The 12,508-nt window shown below is 71.1% G+C and carries 13 protein-coding genes; 3 read left to right on the top strand and 10 right to left on the bottom strand.

The features are described from left to right. Positions 1-143: 143 nt before the first annotated feature. Positions 144-581 (top strand): hypothetical protein, encoded by a 438-nt coding sequence (locus P1P75_RS33890; protein WP_319262772.1) that lies wholly within the window; start codon positions 144-146, stop codon positions 579-581. Between the two features lie 125 nt (positions 582-706). Here the strand turns inward: P1P75_RS33890 and P1P75_RS33885 are convergent, their stop codons facing one another. The 7 genes from P1P75_RS33885 to P1P75_RS33855 form a co-directional block, all read right to left on the bottom strand. Then, positions 707-2,281: a DUF1996 domain-containing protein gene (locus P1P75_RS33885; RefSeq protein WP_319262770.1), complete on the bottom strand. Its 1,575-nt coding sequence runs from the start codon at positions 2,279-2,281 to the stop codon at positions 707-709. Between the two features lie 171 nt (positions 2,282-2,452). After that, positions 2,453-3,103, bottom strand: coding sequence for a response regulator transcription factor (locus tag P1P75_RS33880; RefSeq protein WP_319262768.1), 651 nt, complete (start codon positions 3,101-3,103; stop codon positions 2,453-2,455). Further along, a complete protein-coding gene (locus P1P75_RS33875) occupies positions 3,088-4,356 on the bottom strand; it encodes a sensor domain-containing protein (protein WP_319262767.1) in 1,269 nt (422 codons plus the stop codon). Before P1P75_RS33875 ends, P1P75_RS33880 begins: the two co-directional genes overlap by 16 nt. Before the next feature lie 276 nt (positions 4,357-4,632). Beyond that, entirely contained in the window at positions 4,633-5,634 is a 1,002-nt protein-coding gene (locus P1P75_RS33870) for an NAD-dependent epimerase/dehydratase family protein (protein WP_319262766.1), read from the bottom strand. Between the two features lie 84 nt (positions 5,635-5,718). Next, positions 5,719-6,288, bottom strand: a complete 570-nt coding sequence (locus tag P1P75_RS33865) for a winged helix-turn-helix domain-containing protein (RefSeq protein ID WP_319262765.1) — start codon at positions 6,286-6,288, stop codon at positions 5,719-5,721. Between the two features lie 436 nt (positions 6,289-6,724). Beyond that, positions 6,725-7,756 carry a glutamine synthetase gene (glnII, locus tag P1P75_RS33860; protein ID WP_319262763.1) on the bottom strand — a complete coding sequence of 344 codons (1,032 nt, stop codon included), beginning with the start codon at positions 7,754-7,756 and terminating at the stop codon, positions 6,725-6,727. Positions 7,757-8,284: 528 nt separating this feature from the next. Further along, the gene (locus P1P75_RS33855; RefSeq protein WP_319262761.1) at positions 8,285-8,797 is read right to left on the bottom strand and encodes a MarR family transcriptional regulator; all 513 of its coding nucleotides are present in this window, start codon (positions 8,795-8,797) and stop codon (positions 8,285-8,287) included. A 67-nt stretch (positions 8,798-8,864) separates the two neighbouring features. Between P1P75_RS33855 and P1P75_RS33850 the strand changes: the two genes are divergently transcribed. Next, positions 8,865-9,719, top strand: a complete 855-nt coding sequence (locus P1P75_RS33850) for an alpha/beta fold hydrolase (RefSeq protein WP_319262759.1) — start codon at positions 8,865-8,867, stop codon at positions 9,717-9,719. Positions 9,720-9,722: 3 nt separating this feature from the next. On the opposite strand, the gene P1P75_RS33845 is transcribed toward P1P75_RS33850, so the two are convergent. The 3 genes from P1P75_RS33845 to P1P75_RS33835 form a co-directional block, all read right to left on the bottom strand. Then, complete coding sequence (locus P1P75_RS33845; protein WP_319262757.1) at positions 9,723-10,430, bottom strand: hypothetical protein; 708 nt, start codon at positions 10,428-10,430, stop codon at positions 9,723-9,725. 138 nt (positions 10,431-10,568) lie between these two features. Continuing rightward, positions 10,569-11,483: a hypothetical protein gene (locus tag P1P75_RS33840; protein ID WP_319262756.1), complete on the bottom strand. Its 915-nt coding sequence runs from the start codon at positions 11,481-11,483 to the stop codon at positions 10,569-10,571. A 65-nt stretch (positions 11,484-11,548) separates the two neighbouring features. Further along, a complete protein-coding gene (locus P1P75_RS33835; protein ID WP_319262754.1) occupies positions 11,549-11,908 on the bottom strand; it encodes an arsenate reductase family protein in 360 nt (119 codons plus the stop codon). Between the two features lie 136 nt (positions 11,909-12,044). Between P1P75_RS33835 and P1P75_RS33830 the strand changes: the two genes are divergently transcribed. After that, complete coding sequence (locus P1P75_RS33830; protein ID WP_266455827.1) at positions 12,045-12,338, top strand: hypothetical protein; 294 nt, start codon at positions 12,045-12,047, stop codon at positions 12,336-12,338. Positions 12,339-12,508: the final 170 nt, after the last annotated feature.

The raw sequence follows: 12,508 nt of genomic DNA, 5'->3' as shown, positions 1-12,508 counted from the left end.
GAGGGCGGCGGGGTGGCGGCCACGCGGTCCTCCCGGTCCGCTTCACCCTCGTACGGCTGCCGCCCCGGAGAGGGCGCCGGGTATTTTGAGCGCACCGCGCGCGGGAGCCGTATCCAGAGCGAGGCTCTCGCAGGGAGGAACAGATGAAGGTGACCCGATCGATGCTCGCGGTGACGGCGGCCGCCGCGGCGGCGCTGGTGCTGACGGGCTGTGGTTCCGACGGAGGCACGGAGAAGAGCGTGCCGGTGACCGCGACCGGCAGCCTGGAGCACCTGGCCGCCGAGGTGAAGTGCACGCCCGACATGCAGACCGACGCCGACGAACTCCGGCAGGCGATCTGCAAGAACGCCGCCGGAAAGTTCATCCTGCTGACGTTCGCCACCGACCGCGGCCAGCGCGAGTGGATCAACGGCGCCAAGGACTACGGCGGTCACTACCTGGTCGGCCGCAAGTGGGTGGCCGTGGGCGAGGAGACCAGCACCGTCACGGCGCTGCGGGACACGCTCGGCGGTGACATCGAGGAGGGCACGGACCACTCGGTGCACGAGCCGTCGGAGGGCGCGACGCACTCCGGACACTGAATCTCCGGAGCGGTGGACGGAAACAGCGGGAAACGCATACGGCAAAGGCGAAGGCCGACGGTGAGAAATTCTCACCGCCGGCCTTCGCCCGTGTGGCCGGACTCAGCGTGTGCTCAGGCCGGGACCTACTTGCACTTCTTGCCGGTGTTGATGCAGTTGACCATCTTGTTCATCGTGTTCTGGGAGAAGAAGTTGATGAAGTCGTTGTGGTCGGTGATCGGCTTGTGCAGGTTCTCCGGGAAGGAGTCGACCGCGTACGGGTTCACGACCTGCCCGTTCTGGAGCTTGGGCGCCGGGACGTTGTAGACCAGACGGACCTGGAGCTGGGGGATCGCCTTGAAACCGTTCGCACAGCTTCCGTTGGCCTGGACGAACGCCATGTGCGTGCGGTGGTTGGCGCTGTCGGTGTTCTTACCGTCCCAGCAGCTCTGGAAGTTGCTCGTGCGGACGACCTGGCTGCCCTGCGGGCAGATCGGGTACTTGTCCTCCAGCTGCACCTTGTTCTCGAAGCCGGTGCAGCTCCAGTTGACGTTGGCGTTGGCGTTGCCGTTGACGAAGGCCTTGGCGTCACCGGTGATGATGCGCAGCGCCGTCGGCATCGCGACGACCTTGCCCCGCTTGTTGCCGACGAACTTCAGCTGGGCCTGGGCCGGCTGGAGGATCTTGCCGATGTTGCCCTCCTTGCCGCCGCCGTCGTTGTTCTGGTCGAACTCCTGCGTGCCGTCCTGGACACGCAGCACCGGCCAGAAGTACGACGACTTGTCGCCCTGGTTCTGGCAGCTGGTCTCGGCAGCCGCCAGCTCCTGATCGCTGGCGAAAGCGTCGTTGTTCTGGTTGCCGACGTAGTCGTGCAGGTGGTGCGCGCCGTTGGCGACACCGGGGGCGGCAATCACGTTGTCCGTGTTGTGGTTGTCGTTGCCGTTGGTGCCGCAGACGCTGGTGAAGGTGCCGCGCGATCCGCTGTTGCCGTTCGCGCGCAGACCGTTCGCACCGACGCCGGGCTGGGCGTTCTGCTGGACCTTGGTGATGTCGACGAAGTCCGCCGCGGCCGGGCCGTTGCCGGCCTGGCCACCGCCGCCCTGCTGGCCGCCGTCCTGCTCGCCACCGTTCTGGTCGCCACCGCCCTGCTGGCCGCCGCCTTGCTGGCCGCCGCCTTGCTGGCCGCCGCCTTGCTGGCCGCCGCCTTGCTGGCCACCGCCCTGCTGACCGCCGCCGGCGTTGGTCTGCGCGCCCTGAGTGGTGCAGGCGGCGAGCTGGCCCAGGTTCTGGGCCTGACCGCCCGAGCGCTCGATGTTGATGCGGATCCGGTCGATCGTGGCGACCCTCTTGTCCTTGAGGGGGCCGACGATCGCGTTCTGGACGAAACCGGAGTCATTGGTCTGTGCCTGGCGAGTGGAGGCGAGCCGGGCGTAGGCCTCGGTGATCTGCTTGTCGAGGTTCGCCAGCTCCCTGTCGACCCCCGAGCGTGCCCCCCGGGGCACATCCGTCAGCTTCTGCCCGACGTCGGGGCAGGAGATGGTGGCCACTTGCGCGGCGGCGGTGGCGGCCTTGGTCTGGTTCTGTGACGAGTTCTTCGACTCGTGCGCAGAAGCGTAGAAGTTCGCCCAGATCAGCCCGCCCCCACCGAGCGCTAGGGCCGCCGACGCGGCTATGGCCTTGTTGGCCATCGACGAACGGCGTTTACGTGTGTTGCGTCCCATGGAACTCCTCTGACTTCCTTGCGGGGTCGCATCGAGGCGCCCGACAGGAGTGAAGCGGCGACTCTTCATACGCGCGCCGCCCCGGAGGTGTTCAGCCGTCTCAGAAATTGATGAGAGGCCCCTGGGACAATTCCGCCTCAACGGTCGCACAGGGCACGGGCGTTGTGGCGGTCACCGGCCCCGGTCCAGATAGGCCAGCACGGCCAGGACCCGCCGGTTGTCGTCGTCCGAGACCTCCAGACCCAGTTTGACGAAGATATTGGCGGTGTGTTTCGCCACGGCCCGCTCGGTGACGACCATCTTCTGGGCGATCGCCGTGTTCGACCGGCCCTGCGCCATCAGCTCCATCACCTCCCGCTCGCGCGGCGTCAGCCGGGCCAGCGGCCGGTCGTCACCGCGCCGGGCCAGCAACTGCTGGATCACCTGCGGGTCCATCGCGGTCCCGCCCGCCGCCACCCGCCGTACGGCGTCCACGAACTGTTCCGCGTCGAAAACCCGGTCCTTGAGCAGGTAGCCAACCCCGCCAGTGCCGTCGGCGAGCAGCTCGCGCGCGTACAACTGCTCCACGTGCTGGGACAGGACCAGTACCGGCAGGCCCGGCCGCTCCCGCCGGGCCCTCAGGGCGCACTGGAGGCCCTCGTCGGTGTGGGTCGGCGGAAGCCGGACGTCGACGACGGCGACGTCCGGCTTCAGTTCGGCGAGGGCCCGTTCCAGTTCGGGTCCGCTCTCGACGGCGGCGGCCATCTCGAAGCCGAACGCCTCCAGGAGCCGGACGAGTCCGTCCCGGAGCAGGAACAGGTCTTCGGCTAGGACAACACGCACGGAATCTCCATGGTCACCATGGTGGGACCGCCCGCCGGGGAGCTGACGGCCAGGACGCCGTCGAATGTACCCAGTCGCCGCTCGACCCCGGCCAGCCCGGAGCCGGCCCCGATCGCCGCGCCGCCCCCGCCGTTGTCGGTCACGGAGATCCGCAGATGGCCGTCCGCGTGGTGCAGGTCGATCCAGATCCGGTCGGCGCCGGAGTGCTTGACGGCGTTGGTGAGGACCTCGCTGCACGCGAAGTACGCCGCCGACTCCACGGGGGCGTCGGTCCGGCCGGGCAGCTCCACGGTCACCTCGGTGGGCGTCGGCAACCGCAGCGCCAACGCCCGCACGGCGTCGCCCAGTCCGCGTTCGGCGAGCACCGGCGGGTGGATGCCGCGCACCAGGTCGCGCAGTTCGGCGAGGGCGTCGGCGGAGGACCGGCGGGCCTGGGCGAGGAGCTGCTTGGCCTGCTCGGGGTCCCTGTCGACGAGCATCTCGACCGTCCCGAGGTCCATGCCCATCGCCACCAGGCGGGCCTGGGCCCCGTCGTGCAGGTCGCGCTCGATGCGCCGCAGTTCGGAGGCGGAGGTGTCCACGGCGTCCCGCCGCGTCTCCGTCAACACGCGGACCCGCTCGGCGAGTTCGGCCTGGCTGGGGGTGAGGACGGCCCGGGTCAGGCGGAAGTGGACCTGGAAGGCGCTCACCGCGTACCGGTGGGCCAGGATGAGCAGGACGGCGCCCAGGGCGGCGGCGCCGAGCGCGGAGGCCTGGTCGGAGACGGGCACGAACCCGTACCAGTAGGGGTCGTCGCCGTAGACCCGCCACAGCCCGAACGCCAGCGTGAACCCCTCCAGCGGGTAGAGGACGAGGATCGCCGGCAGCAGCGCGGTCAGGAACCCCGCCGTCATGTCGACCGGCAGCCACCGCAGATCCCGCCAGGTCGCCGGGTCCCTCAGCATCGTGAAGGTGCGCGTCCAGGGGTTGGCGCCCTCCGGTATCGGCCGGTACGCCGACGGGATGCGCACCCCGCCCCACTCGGCGGCGAGCACCCGCCGCCAGTTCGCGAACATGCGCACGCCGGTCAGGACGTAGGGCGTGGTGACGATGCCGACGCCGATGGGGATGAGGGCGATCGACACGACGGTGAGGGTGAGGCACAGGACGGCCAGTGGGAGCAAGGCCACGGCCAGCACGAACCCGCGCCCGGCGGCGCGCAGCATGCCCCTGGCCCTCGAACCGCCGCCGTCGCCCTTCGTGTTGGTGTTCATGCCGGTCAGTCTGGCCGACCGGCGGGCCGGAGGCACTGGGCCGAACCCCCGGACCGGGAGGTGGTGTCAGGTACACCTGCCTCCGGGGTCCTGGCTGCCGCGGGGGCCGAACGGCTGCGCCGCGCCGGCGCTCGGCCCGGGGTCCTGGTGGCCGGGGTGGGCCCGACGGCTGCTGGGTACCCGCTGCTGCCCGGGGTCCTGGCTGCCGCGGGGCCGAACGGCTGCGCTGCGCCGGCGCTCGGCCCGGGGTCCTGGTGGCCGCGGTGGGCCCAACCGCTACTTCGCACCCGCCGCCAGCACCTTCGCCTCCACCTCAGGGTCCAGACCCTTCTGCGGGCGGTCCGGGCGCAGGGGGGCCTCGCCGCCGATCTCCTGGAGCCACCGCCAGGTGTCGGCGACGGTCTCCGCGACCGGCCGGCAGGTCAGTCCGGTGGCCACCGCCCGTGAGACGTCCGCCGAGTGCAGGGCGTCGTGCATGTCACTGCCCGGCGGCACCCACACGGGCAACTGCGTCCACGGCTCGATGCCCGCGTCGAGGACGGTCTCCGGGGCGGTCCAGCGCAGTTCCGCCGGACCGCCGGTGACCCGCACGCACGCCTCCAGCAACTCGCCCATCGTGGCGTGCCCCTGGGGGCTGATCAGGTTGAACGGCCCGCTGAGGCCCTGCTCCACCGCCCCGAGGACCCATTCGGCGAGATCGCGGACATCGACGTACTGAAGGGGCAGTTCGTGCGGTCCCGGCGCCAGGACCGGGCCGCCGCGGGCGGTCCGGGTCAGCCACCAGGGCAGTCGGCCGACGTTCTCGTACGGCCCGAGGATCAGCCCGGCCCGTACGAGCACGGAGTCCGCCTCCCCGAACGCTTCGACGGCGGCCAGCTCGCCGCCCCGCTTGTCGCGGGCGTAGTCGGTCTGCTCCGCGTCGGGCTCGGCGCCCTCGACGAGCGGCGCGTCCTCGGCGTACCCGGCGGGCGGGGCCCACGTGTACACCGAGCAGCTCGACACGTACACATACCGGCGGGCGCGGCCCCGCAGCAGCCGCGCCGCCTCGTGCACCGAGCGGGGCGCCGCCGACCAGGTGTCGACGACGGCGTCCCACTCACCGTCCTCGAGCGCGTCGAGGCCGCCGGGCGCGGTCCGGTCGCCGACCAGGGTCCGCGCACCGGGGACGGGCGCGTGCCGTGCCCGGTTGAGGACGGTCACCTCCCAGCCGCGCCCGAGGGCCGCCTCGACGACGGCCCGTCCCGCGAACGCTGTACCACCCAGCACCAGAAGTCTCATGCCGGTGACTCTGCCCGGCCGGGCGTCGGGAGGGAACCGTCCTCTGCCGTCAGCAGAGGCGTCGGCAGAGGCGTCGGCAGAGGATCAGTGGCCGGTCGGCGGGGTGTACTTGTAGCCGACCCGGCGCACCGTCTGGATGGCCCGGCGGTGCTCCGCGCCCAGCTTGCGGCGCAGCCGGGCGATGTGGACGTCGACGGTACGGCCGTCCCCCACATGTCCGTAGCCCCACACGGTGGTGACGAGCTGGTCGCGGGTGTGCACCCGGTTCGGGTGCGCGACGAGGTGGGCGAGCAGCTCGAACTCCAGGTAGGTCAGTTCGAGTTCACTCCCCCTGACCCACGCGGTGCGCTGCACGGAGTCGATCCGCACGAGGGCCTCGCCGCCGGGCGCGGCCTCGCTGCCGGCCGGCGGGTCGGGCACCGCCACCGGAGGGAACGGCGGCTGCTGGTCGGCCGGTACGAGCACCAGGTAGCCGATCATCGGCGGCTGTCCCGGCAGAGTGGGCAGGGTGTGCGGCGGAGCGGGCAGCCAGGTGGCACCCGGCGGCAGGAAGTCCGTCACGTCCACGACCTCGTCGCGGGCCACCGCACGCAGGCGGTGCCGGGCCGGGGCGGGGAGGGAGGGGGCGTCGGGCAGGGAACGAGTGGTCGCCATGAGAGGTCAGCTCTTTCGCGCGAGAGGTTCGTCAGGAGGCGACGGCCGCGATTCGTGGTCGGGCTCGTCGGGGGACGTACGTCGTTCGCGCCGGCCGAAGACCTGGGGTAACGGCTTTAGAGGGCCGGCGCGTTCGTCGCGCGGCAACACACCCGGTCGAAGTCGTGGTGCTGACGGGAAGGCCAGAACGGTTCGAGGTCGTGACGACCCGTCGCGGTGTGGTTCTGGAAGCCGGCCATGCGCCCATTGAAGCAGACAGCCGCCCCGGACAGGAGACTCCTCTCACTGCTTGGACGAGGCACCCCTCGTTCTGGTCCTCGTCCCGTTGCGGGGAGACAAGCGGAAGGGGCGCCCGCCGAGTCGGCGGGCGCCCCTTCCGGGAAGAGTCGGGGATCGGATCCGGGAAGCCCCGGCCTGATCCCGGATCAGGCCGGGATCAGACCTGTCCGGCCTTCTCCAGCGCGGAGCAGCAGGTGTCCACGATCAGGCGGGTCACCAGGTACGGGTCCACGTTGGCGTTCGGGCGGCGGTCCTCGATGTAACCCTTGCCGTCCTTCTCGACCTGCCACGGGATGCGGACCGAGGCGCCACGGTTGGAGACGCCGTAGGAGTACTCGTTCCACGGGGCGGTCTCGTGCAGACCGGTCAGGCGGTCGTCGATGCCGGCGCCGTAGTGCTTGACGTGGTCGAGGGGCTTGGAGCCCTCACCGAGCGACTCGCACGCGGTGATGATCGCCTCGTAGGTCTCGCGCATCGCCTTGGTGGAGAAGTTGGTGTGCGCACCGGCGCCGTTCCAGTCGCCCTTGACCGGCTTCGGGTCGAGGGTGGCGGCGACGTCGAAGTCCTCGGCGGTGCGGTAGAGCAGCCAGCGGGCCACCCACAGGTGGTCGGAGACCTCCAGCGGGGAGACCGGGCCGACCTGGAACTCCCACTGGCCCGGCATGACCTCGGCGTTGATGCCGGAGATCGCGAGACCCGCCTTCAGGCAGTTCTCCAGGTGCGCCTCGACGACGTCACGGCCGAAGATCTCGTCGGCGCCGACACCGCAGTAGTAGCCGCCCTGCGGAGCCGGGAAGCCGCCCTTGGGGAAGCCGAGCGGGTAACCGTCCTTGAAGAAGGTGTACTCCTGCTCGATGCCGAAGATCGGCTCCTGCGCGGCGAACCTCTCGGAGACCTCGGCCAGCGCGGCACGCGTGTTGGACTCGTGCGGCGTCATGTCGATGTTGAGGACCTCGCACAGCACGAGGATGTCGTCGCCACCGCGGATCGGGTCGGGGCAGGTGAAGACCGGCTTGAGGACACGGTCCGAGGCGTGGCCCTCGGCCTGGTTCGTGGACGACCCGTCGAAGCCCCAGATCGGCAGCGCGTCCAGACCCACGGGCTCGCCCGTCATGATCTTGGTCTTGGAACGGAGCTTGGCCGTCGGCTGGGTGCCGTCGATCCAGATGTACTCAGCCTTGAAGGTCACGGGCCACTTCCTTCGGGGGTGGGTCAGACGCACTTGCGGGTGCTGCGGCGCTGCGGCACTGGGGCGCCGCACTCGATGCCAGGCAGCCTGTCAACAGGCGATTTCCCGGTCATTGCTCGAATGTGAACCCCGTGTTACCTGGTGGTTCTGTGGTGCGACTCACGATGTGAGGACGACGGCCCGACCGGGAGTTGCCGTTCGCGCTCGCAGACGCGGGAGCGCCCTCGGGGGCGCGAGCACTCGTATGCGATGGGAATGACCGGGCCACGGCGGGGCAGGCCGGGGGCGGCGGCGGTCGGGATGATCGGCGGCCGTCGGGTGGTTGCTCGCGTGCGGATGCTCGGCGGCGTGCGGGTGGTCGGTTGCGCGCAGGTGTTCGGTGGCCTGTGGGTGGTGGCTGGCGCGCGGATGGTCGGCGGCGGGCGGGTGGTGGCTCGCGTGCGGATGGTCGGTGACTGGCGTGCGGGTGGTGGTGGCGTGTCCGTGGTCAGCTTCCATGAGGCCTTCCAGCGTGAAGGCCTCATGGAGTCACTCGCGCGCCGGTGGTCGGTCCGCCGTCGCGGCTGCCTCCCGTACGCCGGCCAGGAAGCCGCGGACCGCCGCCAGCTCCCGCTCGTCATAGCCCGCCAGCAGCTCCACCGCACGCCCGATGAGCGGGCCGAAGGAGGCCTGACCCAGCGCGACGGCCCGCTCGTCCACCTCGACGACCACCTGGCGCCGGTCCGCCCGGCTGCGCTCCCGCCGCACATGCCCGGCACGCTCCAGCCGGTCGATGACGGAGGTCGTGCCCGCCGAGTTCAGGCCGAGCGCCGCGCCGAGCCGCCCCGCGGTCGTCTCCACGCCTGCCCGCCGGGCGTCCATGAGGGCGATCAGCGCGCGTACGTCGGTCGGGTGCATGTCGTTTCGATTCGCGAACCGGGCACTGTGCAGGCCGAGTTCGAAGGTCACCGCGCGCAGCAGATGGACGATCTCCATCTCGGGGCCCTGGCTCGCGGGGCCTTCGCCTGCCGGGTCCTCGCTCGCCGGGCGTTCGTCGGTCATGCGGTGGCCTCCGGGGATATCATCTCGCTCGTCGGACATCTCGTTGGGCGAGATAATAGGGGACTCGATGAACTCGTACGACCACGACGCCTTCCGTGCGGCCTACGACAAGGTCCTGGCCAAGTGGCCCGCCGACCGGGAGTCGGTGACCGTCCCCACCCCGTTCGGGCCGGCCCACGTCAACGCCTGCGGACCGCGCGACGCGCCCCCGCTGGTGCTCCTGCCCGGCGGCGGGGGAGCGACCTCGGCGTCCTGGTACGCGCAGGCGGCCCGGCTGGGCCTGGACCGGCGCGTCCTCGCCGTCGACCTGGTCGGCGCCGCCGGCCTCAGCGGCACGCGGGGCGGACCGGCCCCCCGCACGGTCGACGACCTGATCGGCTGGCTGGACGCGGTGCTCGACGGCCTGGGAGTCCGCGAGGTGTCCCTGGGCGGTCACTCCTACGGCGCCTGGATCGCCCTGCACTACGCCCTGCGCCGCGCGCCCGGACGGGTACGCCGCCTGTTCCTCCTCGACCCGACCCAGTGCTTCGCCGGGTACAAGGCGGCGTACCTGCTCCACGCTCTGCCGATGCTGCTGCGGCCCACCGCGCGAGGGGTCAGTGCCTTCCTCGCGTGGGAGACCGGGGGTGCGGCCCTCGACCCCGACTGGCTGCGCCTCCAGGAGGCGGCCGCCGGTTTCCCGGCCGCGAAGCCGGTCACCGGGCCGCGTCCGTCACCGCAACGGCTGCGGGGCCTGGCCGTGCCGGTCCTGCTGTTCGTGGCCGCGAACAGCAGGACCCATGACACGCACCGAGTGACGACCTCGGCCGGCGAGCTGCTGCCGCGTGGGGAGACCGTCGTCCTGCCGGACGTCTCCCATCACGCGCTGCCACCCGCCGCACCTTGTGAACTGGGCCGTCATCTCACGGAGTTCCTCTCCTGAGCGTCACCCCACCTTTTCGATCAGGGCCCGGCGGATGAGGAACTTGCCGGGCTCACGGACCTGTTCGAAAGCCGCGTTGTTCAGCAGCGCGCAACTGCCGGAGACCGAGGTCACCTCGACGGTGGTCGACTTGTTGTTGTCGAGGTTGGTCACCTTCAGCTTCGTGCCCACCGGGAACTGGTTGCTGGACGCTGCCGGGGCACCCGCCTCACCGGAGAGGGTGACGGTCGAGCCGTTGCAGACCTGCTGACCCGACGCCGCGCCGCCGCCCGCGTTTCCCGCGTCACCGGCGTTGTCGGCCGGGGCGCTCTGCGGCGGCTGGGCCGGCGGTGTGGCCTGCTGCCCGCCGCCCTGCTGCCCGTCCTGGCCGTTCTGCGCCGGCTGCGTCGCCTGGGAGCCCTGAGCCGACTCCCCAACGACACAACCCGACGCCTCCTGCTGGACCTTGATCTGCGCGACGACCGCCTCGCGGTTGGTGATCCGGGCCGCCGACTGCGCGTCCGGCTTCGCCCGCTGGTCCTCGATGAACCGCTGGTTGTTGCCGAGAGCGGTGGCGAGTCCCTGACAGACGGTCGACTCGGCGGCCGTCTGCGGGCTCTGCGCGGCGTTGGAGGTGGCCGCCATGACGAAGGCACCACCTCCCGCCACCGTCGCGGCGCCCACCAGCAGCGCGATCTTCTTCTTCGTACCGAGAGTTCTCCTGCGCGACATCCGCGCCTCCTGAGGGGTAGGGGAGCGTACGCCGCTATGTACGAGATACCGAACGAGGTTACTCAGCGGTTACAGGAGTCAGTGGAAGTGGCGTGCGTCACAGACGTGTTCACCGCAACCCGCCGTTCGGCAGCTGCCTCAGCCACTCTCGCCGGCCTCCCCGGCGTCCCCGGCCTGCCCGGTCTTCCCGTCCTCGTACGCCACCACCGTGTCCATGACGTGCTTGAGCAACCCCTCCGTCTGGGCGGTGAGTTCGGCTTCTCCGGACTCCGAGCCGTCGCCCCACTGGCCGTTGGCGAACACCACGGAGCGCACCGTCATCACCCGCCGGAACACACCGGCCGAGCCGGGCGGCACGGTCGGCAGGCCGGCCTCCGGTGGCGGATCGAGCGAGACCACCTGGTAGGTCACCGGGTCCATCGAGGCCATCATGAACACGCGTGTGGCGTCCTCGACGCGGGCGAAGCTCAGCACGCTCACCGTCACCTGCGAGCGCCGGTCGGAGTCCGTGAACAGCGCCGCCGTCAACCGCGAGCACTTCTCGCCCTGTTGGATCAGCTCGGCCAGTTCCGCCGACATGCCCCGGGCGCAGTCGGTCGTGGTGGCGAGGTCGACGCGGCTGTACCGCGAGCCGTCGCCGAGGCGGACGCTCTTGGAGGGGAACGCCTGCTCGGGCCGGATGACCGGCCGGGCCAGCAGCGAGGGCAGGGAGCTGGGAGCGTCCGAGGGGAGGCTCGCGTCCACGGACGGCACGGCCGAGCGCGCGCCGGACGGGCCGGCGGTGGCCGCCGGGGGAGCGGCGGCCGGACCGTCACCGTCGTCGCCCGCCGCCCTCACGACACCCGCCGCGACAGCGGCCACCAGGACGGCGCCGATCCCGGCGACCGCGGCCCGCCGGTTACGCCGGCGACGGCATATTCGGCCCTGCTCGATCCGTTCCTGTTCGATCCGTTCCTGTTCGATCCGGTGCTGTTCGATCCGGTGCTGCTCGGCCGCGTACTGGGCGAAGGGATCGGACGGTCCGTACGGAAATCCTTGATCACCGAAGGTCATGGCGGCGGAGGGTAACAGCGCGCGCGGCCCAACTCCCGCCGCCCGACGAATCCTCCGCAGCCGGGCTAACGGGACAGAGCGTCCCGTACCCCCTCGTCCGTCCGCGCCACCACCGCCGTGCCGTCCTCGGCGGTGATGATCGGGCGCTGGATGAGCCGGGGATGCCCGGCGAGCGCCGCGATCCAGCGCCCCCGCGCCGCCTCGTCCCGCGGCCACTCCTTAAGCCCCAGCTCCTTCGCCTCAGCCTCCTGGGTACGCGTGATGTCCCACGGTTCCAGCCCGAGCCGGTCGAGTACGGCGCTGATCTCGTCCTCGGTCGGTACGTCCTCCAGGTAGCGGCGGACGGTGTAGTCGGCGCCCTCGGCATCGAGAAGGGTGAGGGCGCTGCGGCACTTGGAACAGGCGGGATTGATCCAGATCTCCATGCGGGCCACGGTAGCTCGAAAAGGGCCTGAAAGCCCCTCTGGCCAGGGGCGATTGTCAGTGGTGGGCGGTAAACTAGAAGCAGTGTTCGAGGGTTCCGCCGGAGGTGCCGGCCGGGGCCCTGACCGCGACAGGAGGATGCCCGTGCCCGCTGCCGCACTCAAGACGAAGCGACCTGTCCAACTCGACCTGCCCTACGTGCCCGTGGAGAAGCGGCCGCTGCCGCCCGGACGGCCCCGCGACTGGTACGTCATGCACAACCGCCGTCTCAAGGCCATGCGCCTCGCGATAGCCCTCCTCGACCTGGGCGTCTACCTGCCCACGCAGGCCCGCAACGAGAAGATCCGCAGCACGGCCCAACTCATCGGCGTGCACCCGCCGTCGGACACGACGTGCCACATGGTGCGGGCCCTGATGCGCTACAGCAGGTAGACCGACCGCCGGGTGCCGTCTCCGCGAGTACGGCATCCGGCAGCCCGGCGGCGCAGGGTGTGCGGCCCACCTGCCCAGGCAGCCAAGCACGCCCGGCGCTCCAGCCCCCTCACTCCACCAACCCCTTCTCTCCCGGAGTCCGAAACCGCGGAGTCACCCGCGTCTCCCCC

It is taken from the genome of Streptomyces sp. ID05-39B, assembly GCF_033794725.1.
Classification (GTDB): domain Bacteria; phylum Actinomycetota; class Actinomycetes; order Streptomycetales; family Streptomycetaceae; genus Streptomyces; species Streptomyces bobili.
The sequence above is the reverse complement of the archived record's forward strand: the minus strand, read 5'-3'. Positions and strand labels throughout refer to the sequence as shown.